A 16585-nucleotide genomic window follows, 5' to 3' on the forward strand; every position below is an offset into this window, starting at 1 on the left:
CGTCAGATCGGGCTGCGCAGTAGCTTTACAACGATCAATCGGCTTGTTTGCGCAGGAAAGCCGGAATCTCAAAATCGTCCATGCCGCCCGAAGACAGCGCGTCCACCTTGGCTGCAGCCTGGGTGCGGTTGGTCCGCCAGACGCTGGGGGTCTGCAGGCCTTCGTAGCTTGGCTGAACGGCGCCGCTGCCACCCGGGCCGGCGACCACCGAATTGAGCGTAGGTGGTGCGTTGAAGGGCACGTTGTCGGTACCCGTTCTCAGCACCTGCAGCGGAGGCGCCGTGCGGCGAGCGCCCTGGCGCGACAACCCGGTGGCCACCACCGTGACGCGCATTTCATCGACCAGGCTGTCGTCGTAGGCGGCGCCGTAAATCACATGCGCTTCGGGCGAGGCGTAGGCGCGAATGGTGTTCATCGCCAGCTTGGATTCCGACAACTTGAGCGAACCCTTGGCTGCCGTCACCAGCACCAGCACACCCTTGGCGCCGGAGAGATCGATGCCCTCGAGCAGTGGGCAGGCCACCGCTTGCTCGGCCGCGATGCGCGCGCGGTCCGGTCCAGCGGCCACGGCCGTGCCCATCATGGCCTTGCCTGGCTCGCCCATCACGGTTCGCACGTCTTCAAAGTCGACGTTCACATTGCCGTACTCGTTGATGATCTCAGCGATGCCGCCGACAGCGTTTTTCAGCACGTCGTTGGCGTGGGCAAAAGCCTCGTCCTGCGTCACGTCATCGCCCAGCACTTCCAGCAGTTTTTCGTTCAGCACCACGATCAGCGAGTCCACATTGGCTTCGAGCTCGGCCAGGCCGTTGTCGGCGTTGGTCATGCGGCGACCACCTTCCCAGTCGAACGGCTTGGTGACCACGCCCACGGTGAGAATGCCCATTTCCTTGGCCACGCGCGCGATCACGGGTGCTGCACCGGTGCCGGTGCCACCGCCCATGCCGGCGGTGATGAACAGCATGTGAGCGCCGTCGATAGCCGCTCGGATGTCGTCGATGGCCTGCTCCGCAGCATCGCGGCCCTTTTCAGGCTTGCTGCCGGCGCCCAGACCGGTGCCTCCGAGCTGGATGGTCTTGTGCGCCGAGCTGCGTGCCAGGGCCTGCGCATCCGTGTTGGCGCAGATGAACTCCACGCCCTGCACGGTGCGCGAAATCATGTGGTCCACCGCGTTGCCGCCACCGCCGCCGACACCGATCACCTTGATCTGGGTGCCCAGGTTGAACTCTTCCACTTCAATCATTTCGATGCCCATTTTTTCTCTCCTGTTGTGCCCGCTGCCGCAAGGCGTTGATTCGTCAAAAACCAGAACTCAAACCCAAAAATAGACGCTGTGTCTGCCTCAGCCAGGCGGTCCGGTGTGCTCCGAACATCGCCATCGTCGTCGACGGAGCGGCCGAGGCGGCGGACCAAGATGCATGCCGGGATCCAGTCCAGAGGCAACGTGAAGCTGGCTTGGCCAGCCCTCAGGTGCTGCCCCCTTGAGGGGGTCGCGCGAAGCGCGGTGAGGGTGATTCATCAAAACGTCCCCACAAACCAGTTCTTCACCCGGTCCAGTGCGCCCTGCATGGACCCCGCCTTCTGTGCCACCTTGTGGCCGCGCACCCGCGCCAGCCGCGCTTCTTCGAGCAGGCCCATGACAGTGGCCGCACGCGTCTGCGCCACCATGTCCGAGAGCGCGCTGGCGTAGCTCGGCATGCCACGGCGCACCGGCTTCAGGAAGATGTCTTCGCCCAGCTCGACCATGCCGGGCATCACCGCACTGCCGCCAGTGAGCACGATGCCCGAGGACAGCACTTCTTCATGGCCCGAGTCGCGCACCACCTGCTGCACCAGCGCAAAGATCTCTTCCACTCGAGGCTCGATCACGCCAGCGAGCGCCTGGCGACTGAGCATGCGCGGTGCGCGATCGCCGAGACCAGGCACCTCGACCTGGGTGTCCGGATCGGCCAGCAGCTGCTTGGCGCAACCGCTCTCGACCTTGATGTCTTCGGCATCCTTGGTCGGCGTGCGCAGCGCCATCGCGATGTCGCTGGTGATGAGGTCGCCAGCGATCGGAATCACCGCGGTGTGGCGGATCGCACCGCCGGCGAAGATCGCCACGTCGGTGGTGCCTGCGCCAATGTCAACCAGCGCAACGCCCAGTTCCTTTTCGTCATCGGTCAGAACCGCCTGGCTGGACGCCAGGGGGTTGAGCATGAGCTGGTCCACTTCCAGCCCGCAGCGGCGCACGCACTTGATGATGTTCTCGGCCGCGCTCTGCGCGCCGGTCACGATGTGGATCTTGGCCTCCAGCCGGATACCGCTCATGCCGATGGGCTCGCGCACTTCCTGGCCATCGATCACGAACTCCTGCGGCTCCACCAGCAGCAGGCGCTGGTCGGTCGAAATGTTGATGGCTTTGGCGGTCTCGATCACGCGGGCCACGTCGGCTGCGGTGACCTCGCGGTCTTTGATCGCCACCATGCCGCTGGAGTTGATGCCGCGAATGTGGCTGCCGGTGATACCGGTGTAGACACGGGCAATGCGGCAGTCGGCCATCAGCTCCGCTTCCTTGAGCGCCGCCTGGATGCTTTGCACGGTGGCGTCAATGTTGACCACCACGCCGCGCTTGAGTCCATGACTGGCCGACACGCCCAGACCGGCGAGTTTGAGCTGACCACCGGGCAGCACCTCGGCCACCACCACCATGATCTTGGCGGTGCCGATGTCGAGTCCGACGACGAGGTCCTTGTATTCCTTGGCCATGATGATCCGTGGGTTATCTCGTGTTGGGTTGGGGCTTGGTGTCGCTGTCCGACACCGTGGTCACGCCGCGCACACGCAGCGCGTAGCCGTTGGGGTAGCGCAAATCGACCGACTCCAGCGCCCCGGGGTAGCGCTGGGTGAGCTGGCTGAGGGTGGCGGTGAAGCGCTGCACCCGGGCCTGAAGTTCATCTGGCGTGCCTCGGCCGATTTCCACCTTGGCGCCGCTGTCCAGCGTGGCTCGCCAGCTGCCGCGCTCATTGAGTTCCAGGCGATCGAGCCCCAGGTCGAGTCGCGACAGGTCTGTGCGCAAGGCCTGGTAGAGCACCCACACTGTGGCGGACTGGTCGCGCGGTCCAGCAAGCTCGGGCAGGCCGTCGAGGTCTTCCGGATTGGCCTCGAACACTTCGCCGGCATCGTTGACAAGCTGGCCAGAGCCCGCTTCACCCCACCAGGCCACAGCCTGGTGTTCCTGCAAGGTGACGCGCAAGCGGTTGGGAAACTCTCTCTGGACCACCGCTTGGCGTACCCAGGGCACGGTTTCAAACAGACGGCGCACCTGCTGCAGATCCACCGTGAGAAAACTGCTGGACAGGCTGGTCTTCATCTGCGTGGCGAGCTGGGCGCGAAACGTCACCGCGTTCTGGTGCACCACATCACCGTGCACCGAAATGCCCTTGACCGACCACACAGGATGGCGAACCGCCCACAGGCTGAAGGCACCCAGGCACATGAACGCAAACAGCGCCGCCAGCGCGCGCGTGGCGGCGGTCATGAGCTTGACGTCCAGGGGCAGGTCGGTGGCCGGCATGGTGGGCCTCAGGGGGTCGCAGGACTGGGGTTATCCAGCGCCGCGCTGGCCAGCAGCGTCAGGCACAGGTCTTCGTACGACATGCCGGCCGCGCGCGCCGACATGGGCACGAGCGAGTGGCTGGTCATGCCAGGCGAGGTGTTGATCTCCAGCAGGTAGGGCGTTCGTGTGGCGGCGTCGATCATCACGTCGGCGCGCGACCAGCCGCGACCGTCCAGCGTGCGGTAGGCCTGCAACACCAGCGCCTGGATCGCGGCCTCCTCGCCCTCGGGCAGACCGCAGGGCACGAGGTACTTCGTGTCGTCGGTGAAGTACTTGTGCTGATAGTCGTAATTGCCATCGGGCGCCACGATACGGATCACCGGCAATGCCTGCGCCTCGTCGCCAGTGCCCAGCACCGGGCAGGTCACTTCGTCGCCGGCGATGAACTGCTCACACATCACCATCGGGTCTTGCTTCGAGGCGAGCGTATAGGCGGCATCGCACTGTTCACGGCTCAGCACCTTGGTCAGGCCAATCGTCGAGCCCTCGCGTACCGGCTTGACGATCATCGGAGTGCCCAGTGCATCGAACGCGGCGCGGGTTTCTTCGGCGCTGTGCACCTGGCGCCAGGCGGGAGTCGACAAACCCTCGGCGATCCAGATGCGCTTGGTCATGAGTTTGTCCATCGCCACCGCCGAGGCCATCACACCGGGACCGGTGTAGGGAATGCCCATGAGTTCGAGCGCGCCCTGCACCGTGCCGTCTTCGCCAAAACGGCCGTGCAGCGCGATGAAGCAGCGAGCAAAACCATCGCGTTTCAGCTCACCAAGTTCGCGCTCGGCGGGATCGAAAGCGTGTGCATCCACGCCTCTGGCTTGCAACGCCGCCAGCACGCCCTGGCCAGACATCAGCGAGACCTCGCGTTCGGCCGAGCGGCCGCCCAGCAGCACCGCCACCTTGCCCATGGCCCGTGAGTCGATGTGGGTCATTGGAGTTTCCTTGTTCATGCCTTGACCTCACCGGCCCGTTCGATCACCTGAGCCGCCACCGCGCCGATGGAGCCCGCGCCCATGCAGAGCACCACGTCGCCGTCGCGCGCGTTGTCCAGAATTGCCTGGGGCATGGCGGTCACGTCGTCCACGAACACCGGCTCCACCTTGCCGGCGATCCGCAGCGCACGCGTCAGCGAGCGACCGTCGGCCGCGACAATGGGTGCTTCGCCCGCGGGATACACCTCAGCCAGCAGCACGGCATCGGCCAGGCCGATCACCTTCACAAAATCTTCAAAGCAGTCGCGTGTGCGGCTGTATCGATGCGGCTGAAACGCCAGTACCAGACGCCTACCGGGAAATGCACCGCGCGCCGCCGACAGCGTGGCCGCCATTTCCACGGGGTGGTGGCCATAGTCATCCACCAGGGTGCAGGTACCGCCACTGGCCAGCCTGGCCTCTCCGTAGCGCTGGAAGCGCCGGCCCACGCCCTTGAACTCGGCCAGGGCGCGCACCACCGCGGCATCCGGAACGCCCAGCTCCACCGCCACACCGATGGCGGCCAGCGCGTTGAGCACGTTGTGGTCGCCCGGCAGGTTGAGCAACACCTCCAGATCGGGCAGCGACACGCCGTTGCGCCGCTGCACGGTGAAGCGCATCTGGCCCGCTTCGGCACGCACGTTGGTGGCGCGAACCTGGGCGTCCTCGGAGAAGCCGTAGCTGGTGATGGGACGGGCGATCTGCGGCAGGATTTCGCGAATCGAGGCGTCGTCCACACAGACCACCGCTGCGCCATAGAACGGCATGCGGTGCAGGAACTCGACGAAGGCGCTCTTGAGGCGACCAAAGTCGTGGCCATACGTGTCCATGTGATCGGCATCGATGTTGGTCACGACCGAAAGCACAGGCAGCAGGTTGAGGAACGAGGCGTCGGACTCGTCCGCCTCGACCACGATGTATTCACCAGAACCCAGCTGGGCATTGGCACCCGCGCTGTTGAGGCGCCCACCAATCACGAAAGTTGGGTCCAGATCGGCTGCCGCGAGCACGCTGGCGACCAGGCTGGTGGTCGTGGTCTTGCCGTGGGTGCCGGCAATCGCCACCCCCTTCTTCAAGCGCATGAGCTCGGCCAGCATGACCGCGCGCGGCACCACAGGCACCAGCCTGGCGTGTGCCGCGACCACCTCGGGGTTGTCGGCCTTCACAGCGGTGGAAGTGACAATGGCATCGGCGCCCTCGATGTGGCGCGCATCATGGCCGGTGAACACCTCAGCGCCCATGGCCACCAGCCGCCGCGTGGCGCTGCTCTCGGCCAGGTCGCTACCGGAAATGCGGAAGCCCTGGTTGAGCAACACCTCGGCGATACCGCTCATGCCCGCACCGCCAATGCCGACGAAATGGATGTGGCGAATGGCATGTTTCATGCCGTGAGCCCTCCGCGACCCTTGTCGGCATTGGCGGGCACCGCCCCGCACAGCCCAGGCCGCGGCTGCGCGTTATCGCACTCGACGAAATGGATGTGGCGAATGGCATGTTTCATGCCAGTTTCACCTTCGACAGTTGTTCACAGGCGGCCACGACCGCTGCCACAGCATCAGTTTTTTGCATCGTCTTGGCCTTGCTGGCCATCTCCTGAAGTTGCTCGCGCTGCACCGTCCGCAGCGTGCGGGCCAGTGCTTCGGGCGTGAGCTCGGGCTGCGGCACCAGCCAGGCTGCGCCGTGGTCGGCAAGAAAACGGGCGTTGGTGGTCTGGTGGTCGTCCACGGCGGACGGGAATGGCACAAACAGGGCAGCGGCGCCCACGGCGGCGATCTCGGTCACGGTGCTGGCACCCGCCCGGCAGACGATGAGATCGGCGTCGGCGAAGGCCTGTGCCGTGTCCTCGATGAATGGGGTCAGCTCGGCTTGCACGCCAGCGGCTGCGTAGCCTGCACGCAGCGCGTCGATCTGCTTCTCGCCGCTCTGGTGAATCACCGTGGGGCGCTCGGCTTCGGGCAACAAGGCAAGGGCCTTCGGAACCGTGTCGTTGAGCGCCTTGGCGCCCAGGCTGCCTCCCACCACCAGCAGGCGCAGCGGCCCACGCCGCTCGGCGAAACGCTGCTCTGGCGCGGGCTGGGTCAGGAAACCGGCGCGCAAGGGGTTGCCAACCCATTGCGCCTTGTTCATGACGTTCGGGAAGGCGGTGAATACGCGGTCGGCGATGCTGGCCAGGACCTTGTTGGCCATGCCCGCAACCGAATTCTGCTCGTGAAGGATCAGCGGCTTGCCGAGCAAGGTGCCCATCATGCCGCCCGGGAAGGTGATGTAACCCCCCAGCCCCACCAGCACGTCGGGCTGCACACGACGCACCACCTGGAAGGCCTGCCAGAAGGCGCGCTGCAGCCGCAGCGGCAGCAAGAACAGGGTCTTGAGGCCTTTGCCGCGCACGCCACCGAAATCGATGGTCTCCAGCGCAAAACCCCGCGGCGGCACCAGGCGACTTTCCATGCTGCTGGGTGCACCCAGCCAGTGCACCCGCCAGCCACGCTCACGCAGTGCCTCAGCCACAGCCAGACCCGGGAAGATGTGGCCACCGGTGCCACCAGCCATCACGAGCGCGCAGGGTGTGTGGGAAGTCATTTCCGACCTCCGCGCATCATGGCTGCGTCCCGCAGCCGCGTCTGCTGTGCAGCCGCCTGTCGGTTTTGACGAAACCGCGCAATGATCATTTCCGACCTCCGCGCATCATGGCCGCGTCCCGCAGCCGCGTCTGCTGCGCAGCCGCCTGCCGGTTTTGACGAAACCGTGCAATGATCATTTCCGACCTCCGCGCATCATCTGGCGGTTTTCATAATCAATCCTCAGCACGATGGCCAGGGCCACGAGGTTGATCAGGATCGCCGAGCCGCCGTAACTCATGAGGGGCAGGGTGAGGCCCTTGGTGGGCAAAGCGCCGAGGTTGACACCGATATTGATGAACGCCTGAAAGCCCATCCATACCCCGATGCCCTGTGCCACCAGGCCGGAGAAGACCTGATCGAGTGCAATTGCCTGTCGTCCGATGTCCATGATGCGCCGCGTGAGCCAGAGAAACAGGCCGATCAGCAGCAGCACGCCGATCAGGCCGAACTCTTCGCCAATGACCGCGAGCAGGAAGTCGGTGTGGGCTTCCGGCAGCCAGTGCAGCTTTTCCACGCTGCCGCCCAGACCGACGCCGAAAATCTCACCGCGACCGAAGGCGATCAGCGAGTGCGACAGCTGGTAGCCCTTGCCCAGCGCGTGCTCCACGCTCCAGGGGTCCAGGTAGGCAAATACCCGCGCACGACGGAACTCGCTCGTCATGACCATGACCGCAAAGGCGCCGATGACCACCAGCGCCATCAGAAAAAACATGCGCGCGTTGACGCCACCCAGGAACAGGATGCCCATGGCGATGACCACGATCACCATGAAAGCGCCCATGTCGGGCTGAGCCAGCAGCAACATACCCACCACACCCACCGCAAACGCCATCGGCATCACCGCGCGGAAGAAGCGCTCCTTGACTTCCATCTTGCGCACCATGTAATCCGCCGCGTAGAGCAGCACCGCCAGCTTGGCCAGCTCGGACGGCTGGAAGTTCATCACGCCCAACGGAATCCATCGCCGAGCGCCATTCACTGCCTTGCCCAGTTGCGGAATCAACACCAGGGCCAGCAACACCAGGGTCAGTGCAAACAGCCAGGGAGCGAGCTTTTCCCAGACGTGCATGGGGAACTGGAAAGCCACCACCGCGGCCAACAGCCCGATGGACATGAAGAACGCGTGGCGAGTGACGAAATGGGTGGGCGCGTAGTTGCCGAAGCGGGGGTTGTCTGGCAGCGCGATGGAAGCCGAATACACCATCACCAGGCCCCAGGCCAGCAAGGTCACCACGACCCACAGCAAGGGCTGGTCAAAGCCCATGTCGCGCACCGCCGGGCCGCGGGTGCCGCCGTAGCTGCGGCTGGACAGGCGCACGGGCAAACCGTCGCTACCGCCGGCCATCGCACCGCGCAGCCGCGCCCAGGTGGACTGCAGAACCGCGATCACGCCGAACCCTCCAGTGCCACACCGCGCTCATCGGCGAGCGCCCGTACCGCCTCAACGAACACCCATGCGCGGTGCGCGTAGTTGTCGAACATGTCGAGGCTTGCACAGGCGGGCGACATCAGAACGGCGTCGCCCGGTTGCGCCTGTTGCTGAGCCAGTCGAACTGCTTCAGGCAGGGTCTGCGCATCCAGCATCGGCACGGGGTCGAGCGAATCGGCCACGGCCGAGCGGATCAGGTGAGCATCGCGGCCGATCAACACCACCGCGCGTGCGTGACGCGCCAGCGGCTCGGCCAGCGGCTGGAAGTTCTGCCCCTTGCCATCACCGCCGAGAATGACCACCAGCCGGCGCTCGGCGCCCAGGCCGCTCACCGCCGCCAGCGTGGCACCGACGTTGGTGCCCTTGCTGTCGTTGAAGTACTCGACGCCATCGATGATGCCCACCGGCTCGACGCGGTTGGGCTCGCCACGGTATTCGCGAAGACCATGCAGCATGGCGCCCAGGGCTGCGCCGGTGCTGGACGCCAGCGCCAGTGCCGCCAGGGCGTTGGCGGCGTTGTGGCGGCCACGGATGCGCAGTGCATCGACCGGCATCAGACGCTGGAAGTAGATCTCCTCGGCCTCTTGCGCGGCGCGACCGCGCTTGCGCGTTTCGTCCAGCGCCAGCGCGCGCACCAGCCAGTCCATGCCGCCGACCGACTCGATGCCCCAGTCGCCCACTTCGGTGGGCGCATTCAGGCCAAAGCTGGCCCACGGCCGAGCGGGCTGCTGTCGGTTGCGCCCCCCCACCTTGACCGTGTTCATCGCCGGCTTCAATGCCATCACGCGCTCGTCGTCGCGGTTGAGCAGCATCAACGCCTGCGCGCCGAAAACCGCGGCCTTGGCACGCGTGTAAGCATCCAGGTTGCCATGCCAGTCGAGATGGTCCTCACTGATGTTGAGCAAGGTGGCGGCGGTGGGCACGCTGTCCCAGGCACCACCCGCCACCCCATCGAGCTGGAAGCTCGACACTTCGAGCACCCAGACAGCGGGCAGGTGAGGCGGCAGCGCAGGTGCTGGGGGGGACGGCACCAGCATGGGCATCTCTGCCTCATCGCCGCTGCCTTCATCCGTGTCGAGGTCTTCATCACCGGCATCCGGGCTCGGTGCAGCTTCGGCGCTGACGACAGGCATGGCAGCGCTAGGCTCGTTCGCTCCTGCCTCCACCACGGCAGAGAAGGAATCCGGCGCCTGTTCGGCTTCGAGCCGCGCGGTGGTTTTCTCCGCTTGCGTCTCTGCGTCCAGGGCCTGCGCCAGCACGTCGAGCAAGGCCGGTCCAATGTTGCCGGCTACGGCAGTGCGCACGCCTGCGCGTTGCAGCAGGAGCCCGGTGAGCGCGGTGACTGTGGTTTTGCCGTTGGTGCCGGTGATGGCCAGCACCTGGGGGTGGTAAGGCAAGTGCTCGCGTTGCGACAGATCGCGCAGGGCTTGCGAAAACAGATCCAGCTCGCCTACCCAGGCAGCGCCATGGGCATGGGCCCAGTCGCGCAGTGGCGCCAGCTCCTGCGGCGAAAGGCCCGGGCTGCGGGCGATGACGGTCCAGGGCGCCTCCGCGAGTAAAGCCTCGTCCAGTGGGCCTGAGCGAAAGCGCACACCGGAGCATTCGGCGCGCAGAGCGGCCAACTGGGGTGGCGTGGCGCGCGTGTCGGCCACGGTGACCTGCGCGCCGCAGCGCACGCACCAGCGCGCCATCGCCAGGCCGGAGATGCCCAGGCCCAGGACGAGAACGGTTTGGTCCTTCAGCGTGTTCATCGAAGCTTTAGGGTCGACAGACCGACCAGGCAGAGCAACATGGTGATGATCCAGAAGCGCACCACCACTTGCGTTTCTTTCCAGCCTTTTTTCTCGAAGTGGTGGTGCAGCGGTGCCATCTGGAACAGACGGCGACCCTGACCAAAGCGGCGTTTCGTGTACTTGAAATAGGTCACCTGCGCCATCACGGAGAGCGCCTCGACCACGAAGATGCCGCCCATGATGGCGAGAACGATTTCCTGCCGCACGATCACGGCGATGGTGCCCAGCGCGCCGCCCAGTGCGAGTGCGCCCACATCGCCCATGAACACCTGGGCCGGGTGGGTGTTGAACCACAAAAAGGCTAACCCGGCGCCGGCCATGGCGGCGCAGAAGATCAGCAGTTCGCCCGCGCCCGGGATATGGGGCACCAGCAGGTAACGCGCGAACACCGCGTTGCCGGTCACGTAGGCAAACACGCCCAGAGCTGAGCCGACCATCACCACCGGCATGATGGCCAGGCCATCGAGACCATCGGTCAGATTGACTGCGTTGCTGGATCCAACGATGACCAGGTAGGTCATCAAGACAAAGCCGAACACGCCGAGCGGGTAGCTGATCTCCTTGAAGAACGGCACCATCAGACCGGCCTGAGGCGGCAACTCGACGGTGAATCCTGAGGTGACCCACTCGAAAAACAGCTGCAGCACGCGCAGGTTGTTGGTCTCGGACACACTGAAGACCAGGTAAAAAGCGGCGACCAGGCCAATCACCGACTGCCAGAAATACTTCTCTCGCGAGCGCATGCCCTCGGGGTCTTTGTGAACCACCTTGCGCCAGTCGTCTACCCAGCCGATGGCACCAAAACCCAGCGTCACCAGCAACACGATCCAGACAAAGCGGTTGGACAGGTCGAACCACAGCAGCGTGGACAGTGCGATTGAGAACAGGATCAAGACACCGCCCATGGTGGGCGTGCCGCTCTTGCTGAGGTGTGACTGCATCGCGTAGTCGCGAATCGGCTGGCCGATCTTCAGCGCCGCCAGCCGACGAATGAAATACGGGCCTGCCACAAGACCCAGGATGAGCGCCGTCATGGCCGCCATCACGGCGCGGAACGTCAGGTACTGGAACACCCGCAGGAAGCCAAATTCCGGCCCCAGCGATTGCAGCCACAGGGTGAGGCTAAGCAGCATGCGGGGCGTCCTTCCGTTGTTCTGTCGTGTCCTGGTCCAGTGCCTTCAGCGCCTGCACCACACGCTCCATGCGCATAAACCGCGATCCCTTGACCAGAACGCTTCGCAGCGCGCCGGCACCCGTGGCGTTCACCTGGTCGGCCACATGCGCGCTCAGGGCTTCCACCTCGCTCCAGTGTTGAGGGGCCGCCTCGCCAGCACTTTTCAGTGCCGCACAAGCCTGGCGCATCCAGTCACCCGCGCAGTGCACGGCCTCGATGCCCCGGGTGCGGGCATGGCGCAACACCTCAAGATGAAACGCCAGTCCCTGCTCGCCGACCTCGCCCATGTCACCCAGCACCAGCAGGCGCGGCGCGGGCAACTCGGCCAACACGTCGATGGCGGCCAGCACCGAATCGGGGTTGGCGTTGTAGCTGTCGTCGATCAGGGTCAGGCGGCGATCGGGCAACGCTACGTTCAGCGCGCGCGAGCGGCCACCGACCGGCTCAAAGGCATTCAACCCCTGGGTGATGGCAACCAGCGGCACGCCGGCGGCCACCGCACAGGCCGCAGCCGCCATGGCGTTGCGCAGGTTGTGGCGGCCGGCCACCTGCAGGCGACAGCGTGAGTCGCCCTGCGGCGTGGCGAATCGAACGGTCCAGGCATCGCCTTCCCAATCGGCGCTGAGCACATGCACGGCGGCCGCGGCATCCTGGTCGCTGAAATCGATCAACCGGCGTGGGCCGGAGAGTTTGCGCCAGATGGCGGTGTGCACTTCGTCGCTGGGGAACACAGCCACACCGTCTGAAGCCAGCGCGGTGATCACAGCCCCGTTCTCCCGCGCCACCGCTTCCACCGACACCATGAACTCCTGGTGCTCGCGCTGCGCGTTGTTGACCAGGGCCACCGTGGGCTGGGCGATGGCCGCCAGGGTGGCAATCTCACCCGGGTGGTTCATGCCCAGTTCCACCACCGACAAACGGTGCGAGGGCATGAGCTTGAGCAGCGTGAGTGGTACGCCGATGTCGTTGTTGAAATTGCCTTGGGTGGCGTGCGCTGCATCACCTACGGCTGCGCGCAGGATGGACGCGATCATTTGCGTGACAGTGGTCTTGCCGTTGCTGCCAGTCACCGCAATCAGCGGCAAGCTGAACTGCGCGCGCCAGCGTTGTGCGAGCTCACCCAAGGCAAGACGTGTGTCGGGTACTTCCACGCCGGGCAGGCCGGAGGCCATCAGACCGCCGTGCGCGATGGCAGCCACCGCGCCCTGTGCCCGGGCCTGCGGCAGAAAATCGTGGGCATCGAAGCGCTCGCCCTTGAGCGCCACGAAGAGATCGCCGGGTTGCAGGCTGCGTGTATCGGTATGCACTCGGTTGATCACCAGCAGGTCGAGCGCACCCACCGCGTGGGCGCCCTGCAATTGCGGCAGCAGCTGACTCAGGGTCTTCATGCGGCGGCTCCCTGCGCGCCGGCCCGCCGGGTCAGGGCGGCGGCGGCTTGGTCGCGATCGGAGAAGGGGCGCTTGACACCCTGGATTTCCTGGTAGTCCTCGTGACCTTTTCCCGCAATCAGCACCACGTCGGCGGATTGAGCTGTTTGCACGGCCAGCGCAATCGCCTCGGCCCGGTCGACCTCCAGCCGAACCGGGCGCGCCATCGTCAGACCAGCGCGCATCTGCTTGAGGATGCTGAGCGGGTCTTCGCTGCGCGGGTTGTCGCTGGTGAGCACGACCCGGGTCGCCTCTCGCTGGGCCACCGCCGCCATGAGTGGGCGCTTGGCCGCATCTCGGTCGCCACCGCAACCCACCACTACCCAGAGCACACCGCCGCGTTGACGCGCCAGCGGCTGCAAGGCCTGCAGCGCTTTCTCCAGCGCATCCGGCGTGTGGGCGTAATCCACCAGCACCAGAGGCTGGTCGGTACCACCGGGCACCTGCTCCATGCGGCCTGGCACCGCTGTGAGCTGACCGCAAGCGTGCACCGCATCAGCCAGCGGCCAGCCCAGCGCGCGCGCCGCACCCAACACACACAGCAGGTTGGACAGGTTGTAGCGTCCCACGAGTGGCAAGCTCAGCGGGTGCGATGCCACCACCACCCCCGCCGCATCGCGCTCGACCACCGTCATGCGCATGCCCTGGCGGGTGATCGCGACACCGGCCGCGCTCAGGCGAGGAGCCACCGCAGCGCTCTCAGAGCCCACGGTCCAGAGGTCGATCCCGCGTTCTCGCACTCGCTGCACTAGCTCGTGTCCCTTGGCATCGTCCAGGTTGATCACCGCTGCGCTCAGACCCGACCAGTCGAACAGCAAGGACTTGGCTGCCCAGTAGGCGTCCATGCTGCCGTGGAAGTCGAGGTGGTCCTGGGTGAAGTTGGTGAACACGGCCACACGCAGTCGCGTGGCATTCAGCCGCGCTTCTACGAGGCCGATCGAAGACGCCTCGATGGCGCAGGCGTGCATGCCGCCATCGACCATCTGCCGCAACCTGGACTGCAGCGTGACCGGGTCTGGCGTGGTCAGTCCAGTGGCCACCAGCGGGGCAGCTGGCGCGCGCCCGGTGGGCGGCTGACCGATACCCAGCGTGCCGACCACGGCGCAAGGACGTCCCAGGGCCGAGAGCAGTTGTGCGGTCCACCAGGCACACGAGGTCTTGCCGTTGGTGCCGGTGACGGCCACGATCTCCAGCGCCGTGCTGGGCTCGCCAAAGAAGGCACTGGCGATCGGACCGGCCAGCGCCTTCAATCCTGGCACCACGAGTACGCGCTCATCGTTCAAGCCAAAGGCATGCAGACCGTCTTGTTCGACCACAGCGGCTGATGCGCCCGCACTCAGCGCGCCCGGCACGAAGCGCCGCCCGTCGGTGGCCGCTCCTGGCCAGGCCACGAAGCCGTCGCCGGCCTGCAAGCGGCGGCTGTCGCATTGCAGCGTGCCAGAGACGCGCTGGCGCAGCCAGGCGGCGATGGCGGCGGGTCGATCGAGCGTTCGCATCAGAACGATTCCTCAACCAGCTCGGTGACGATCTGTGGCTTGACGTTCATGTCGGGCTGCACGCCCAGAATGCGCAGCGTCTGCTGCACCGTCTCGCTGAACACCGGCGCCGCCACCAGGCCGCCGTAATACACACCGTTGTTGGGCTCGTCAACCATCACCGCCACGACGATGCGAGGCTGGTCGACCGGCGCCAGACCAACAAAGAAGCTGCGGTACTTGTTTTCAGCGTAACCCTTGCCTTCTTGTTTGCGGGCGGTACCGGTCTTGCCTCCCACCGAATAGCCCATGGTCTGGGCCTGCGGTGCGGTACCACCCGACGCCGTGGCCATCTCCAGCATCTTGCGCACAGCCTGCGCATTCTCAGCACTGAACACGCGCACGCCCACCGCTGGTGCGTCGGTCTTGAGCATGCTCACAGGGATCAGCTCGCCATCGCGGGCGAAGATGGTGTAAGCCTGGGCGAGCTGGAACAGCGATGCCGAAAGACCGTAGCCGTAACTCATGGTCGCTTGCTCGATCGGGCGCCACGACTTATAAGGGCGAAGCCGGCCACTCACCGAGCCCGGAAACGGCAGCTGCGGCTTCTGACCAAAACCGGCCTGGGCGTAGCTCTCCCACATTTCGCGCGGCTGCATCTGCATCGCGAGCTTGACCGTGCCCACGTTGCTGGACTTCTGGATCACCTCGTTGACGGTGAGCACACCGTGCGGGTGCGAGTCGGAGATGCTGGATCCTCCGATCTGGATGCGCCCGGGCGCGGTCTGGATCGGCGTGGTCGGCTTGACCAGCCCTTTCTCCAGCGCCAGCGCGGCGATGAAGGGCTTCATCGTCGACCCTGGTTCGAAGCTGTCGGTGAGCGCGCGGTTGCGCAACTGCTCACCGCTGAGGCTGCGGCGGCGGTTGGGATCGAAGCTGGGGTAGTTCGCCAGCGCCAGCACCTCGCCACTCACTGCGTCGAGCACCACCACGCTGCCAGCACGCGCTTTGTTGGTCTGCACCGCCTCGCGCAACTTCTGGTAGGCGAAGTACTGCACCTTGCTGTCGATGGAGAGCTGCAAGTCAGGCCCATCCAGAGGCGGAATCACATCTCGCACGTCTTCCACCACCCGGCCCAACCGATCCTTGATCACCCGGCGTGAACCGTTCTTGCCAGAGAGCTGCCGATTGAACGCCAGCTCGACGCCCTCCTGGCCACGGTCTTCCACATTGGTAAACCCGACCACATGCGCAGCTGCTTCGCCCTCGGGGTACTCGCGCTTGTATTCCCGGCGCTGGTAGATGCCCTTGATGTCGAGCGCAGCGATCTGCTTGGCCACGGGCGCATCCACTTGGCGCTTGATCCAGACAAAGGTCTTGTCGTCGTTGGCCAGCCGTTTTTTCAGGTCCGACAGCGGCATCTCCAGCAGCTTGGCCAGTTCTCGCAGCTTGGGATGCGCCTTATCGACATCCTCGGGAATCGCCCAGATGCTTTGCGCCACGACGCTGGAGGCCAGGATCAGACCGTTGCGATCCAGCACGCGGCCGCGGTTGGCCGGCAGTTCCAGCGTGCGCGCGAAGCGCACTTCGCCTTGGCGCTGGAAAAAGTCGTTGCCAAACACCTGCACATACGCCGCGCGTGCACCCAGTCCGGCGAAGGCAATCGCCAGCGATGCCACGATGAACTTGCTGCGCCACATCGGCGTCTTGCTCGCGAGCAATGGGCTGGCGCTGTAATTGATGCTTCGGCTGCTGCCCCGATCGTTGCGGCGGCTCATGGGCGCTGCTCCTGAGCAGTTGGCATGGTGGAAGGAAGCGTCACGTACTGGGTGATGCCCGGCGTGACCGGCCGCATCTGCAACTGGCGCGTGGCAAGCTGCTGCACCCGGGCCGACGCCGCCTGGCCGCGTTTTTGCACCACCAGCTGCTCGTGCTCGGCATCGAACTTGCGCGCCTGTGAGTGGCCCTTGTCCAGCGCGGCATACAACCGACGCGATTCGTACTGGGTGTGCACCAGATAAAACGCACTCACCATGACCGCAGCCAGCAGCATGAGGTTCAGGCGAATCATGACCAGGTCCCTACGGTCATCGCTGCGCA

The 16585-nt window shown here is 65.5% G+C and carries 13 protein-coding genes; all 13 read right to left on the bottom strand.

The features are described from left to right. Window positions 1-34: 34 nt before the first annotated feature. On the bottom strand, window positions 35-1255 hold the full coding sequence (gene ftsZ / locus QUV25_RS14025) for a cell division protein FtsZ (protein ID WP_300864862.1): 1221 nt from the start codon (window positions 1253-1255) through the stop codon (window positions 35-37). 263 nt (window positions 1256-1518) lie between these two features. Beyond that, entirely contained in the window at window positions 1519-2748 is a 1230-nt protein-coding gene (gene ftsA, locus QUV25_RS14030) for a cell division protein FtsA (RefSeq protein ID WP_300864863.1), read from the bottom strand. Window positions 2749-2761: 13 nt separating this feature from the next. Then, on the bottom strand, window positions 2762-3556 hold the full coding sequence (locus tag QUV25_RS14035) for a cell division protein FtsQ/DivIB (RefSeq protein ID WP_300864864.1): 795 nt from the start codon (window positions 3554-3556) through the stop codon (window positions 2762-2764). Between the two features lie 8 nt (window positions 3557-3564). After that, window positions 3565-4527 (bottom strand): D-alanine--D-alanine ligase, encoded by a 963-nt coding sequence (locus tag QUV25_RS14040; protein WP_300864865.1) that lies wholly within the window; start codon window positions 4525-4527, stop codon window positions 3565-3567. Between the two features lie 14 nt (window positions 4528-4541). After that, on the bottom strand, window positions 4542-5951 hold the full coding sequence (gene murC, locus QUV25_RS14045; protein WP_300864867.1) for a UDP-N-acetylmuramate--L-alanine ligase: 1410 nt from the start codon (window positions 5949-5951) through the stop codon (window positions 4542-4544). 112 nt (window positions 5952-6063) lie between these two features. Then, window positions 6064-7146, bottom strand: coding sequence for an undecaprenyldiphospho-muramoylpentapeptide beta-N-acetylglucosaminyltransferase (gene murG, locus QUV25_RS14050; protein ID WP_300864868.1), 1083 nt, complete (start codon window positions 7144-7146; stop codon window positions 6064-6066). Window positions 7147-7320: 174 nt separating this feature from the next. Then, window positions 7321-8532, bottom strand: coding sequence for a putative lipid II flippase FtsW (gene ftsW / locus QUV25_RS14055; protein WP_300865234.1), 1212 nt, complete (start codon window positions 8530-8532; stop codon window positions 7321-7323). Window positions 8533-8573: 41 nt separating this feature from the next. Continuing rightward, on the bottom strand, window positions 8574-10367 hold the full coding sequence (murD, locus tag QUV25_RS14060) for a UDP-N-acetylmuramoyl-L-alanine--D-glutamate ligase (RefSeq protein WP_300864870.1): 1794 nt from the start codon (window positions 10365-10367) through the stop codon (window positions 8574-8576). Further along, window positions 10364-11542, bottom strand: a complete 1179-nt coding sequence (gene mraY, locus QUV25_RS14065) for a phospho-N-acetylmuramoyl-pentapeptide-transferase (RefSeq protein WP_300864871.1) — start codon at window positions 11540-11542, stop codon at window positions 10364-10366. Before mraY ends, murD begins: the two co-directional genes overlap by 4 nt. Next, window positions 11532-12971 (bottom strand): UDP-N-acetylmuramoyl-tripeptide--D-alanyl-D-alanine ligase, encoded by a 1440-nt coding sequence (murF, locus tag QUV25_RS14070; RefSeq protein ID WP_300864872.1) that lies wholly within the window; start codon window positions 12969-12971, stop codon window positions 11532-11534. The genes mraY and murF overlap by 11 nt, the downstream gene beginning before the upstream one ends. Then, window positions 12968-14506 (bottom strand): UDP-N-acetylmuramoyl-L-alanyl-D-glutamate--2,6-diaminopimelate ligase, encoded by a 1539-nt coding sequence (locus QUV25_RS14075; protein ID WP_300864873.1) that lies wholly within the window; start codon window positions 14504-14506, stop codon window positions 12968-12970. Before QUV25_RS14075 ends, murF begins: the two co-directional genes overlap by 4 nt. Next, complete coding sequence (locus QUV25_RS14080; RefSeq protein ID WP_300864874.1) at window positions 14506-16263, bottom strand: penicillin-binding protein 2; 1758 nt, start codon at window positions 16261-16263, stop codon at window positions 14506-14508. Before QUV25_RS14080 ends, QUV25_RS14075 begins: the two co-directional genes overlap by 1 nt. Beyond that, the gene (gene ftsL, locus QUV25_RS14085; RefSeq protein ID WP_300864876.1) at window positions 16260-16556 is read right to left on the bottom strand and encodes a cell division protein FtsL; all 297 of its coding nucleotides are present in this window, start codon (window positions 16554-16556) and stop codon (window positions 16260-16262) included. Before ftsL ends, QUV25_RS14080 begins: the two co-directional genes overlap by 4 nt. Window positions 16557-16585: the final 29 nt, after the last annotated feature.

It is taken from the genome of Hydrogenophaga sp., from assembly GCF_030373245.1.
In the GTDB taxonomy this organism is placed as follows: Bacteria; Pseudomonadota; Gammaproteobacteria; order Burkholderiales; family Burkholderiaceae_C; genus Hydrogenophaga.

What these genes read in the sequence shown, in the direction of transcription:
- ftsZ (WP_300864862.1), bottom strand. Translation starts at nt 1,255, where the DNA reads ATGGGCATCGAAATGATTGAAGTGGAAGAGTTCAACCTGGGCACCCAG.
- ftsA (WP_300864863.1), bottom strand. Translation starts at nt 2,748, where the DNA reads ATGGCCAAGGAATACAAGGACCTCGTCGTCGGACTCGACATCGGCACC.
- QUV25_RS14035 (WP_300864864.1), bottom strand. Translation starts at nt 3,556, where the DNA reads ATGCCGGCCACCGACCTGCCCCTGGACGTCAAGCTCATGACCGCCGCC.
- QUV25_RS14040 (WP_300864865.1), bottom strand. Translation starts at nt 4,527, where the DNA reads ATGACCCACATCGACTCACGGGCCATGGGCAAGGTGGCGGTGCTGCTG.
- murC (WP_300864867.1), bottom strand. Translation starts at nt 5,951, where the DNA reads ATGAAACATGCCATTCGCCACATCCATTTCGTCGGCATTGGCGGTGCG.
- murG (WP_300864868.1), bottom strand. Translation starts at nt 7,146, where the DNA reads ATGACTTCCCACACACCCTGCGCGCTCGTGATGGCTGGTGGCACCGGT.
- ftsW (WP_300865234.1), bottom strand. Translation starts at nt 8,532, where the DNA reads ATGGCCGGCGGTAGCGACGGTTTGCCCGTGCGCCTGTCCAGCCGCAGC.
- murD (WP_300864870.1), bottom strand. Translation starts at nt 10,367, where the DNA reads ATGAACACGCTGAAGGACCAAACCGTTCTCGTCCTGGGCCTGGGCATC.
- mraY (WP_300864871.1), bottom strand. Translation starts at nt 11,542, where the DNA reads ATGCTGCTTAGCCTCACCCTGTGGCTGCAATCGCTGGGGCCGGAATTT.
- murF (WP_300864872.1), bottom strand. Translation starts at nt 12,971, where the DNA reads ATGAAGACCCTGAGTCAGCTGCTGCCGCAATTGCAGGGCGCCCACGCG.
- QUV25_RS14075 (WP_300864873.1), bottom strand. Translation starts at nt 14,506, where the DNA reads ATGCGAACGCTCGATCGACCCGCCGCCATCGCCGCCTGGCTGCGCCAG.
- QUV25_RS14080 (WP_300864874.1), bottom strand. Translation starts at nt 16,263, where the DNA reads ATGAGCCGCCGCAACGATCGGGGCAGCAGCCGAAGCATCAATTACAGC.
- ftsL (WP_300864876.1), bottom strand. Translation starts at nt 16,556, where the DNA reads ATGATTCGCCTGAACCTCATGCTGCTGGCTGCGGTCATGGTGAGTGCG.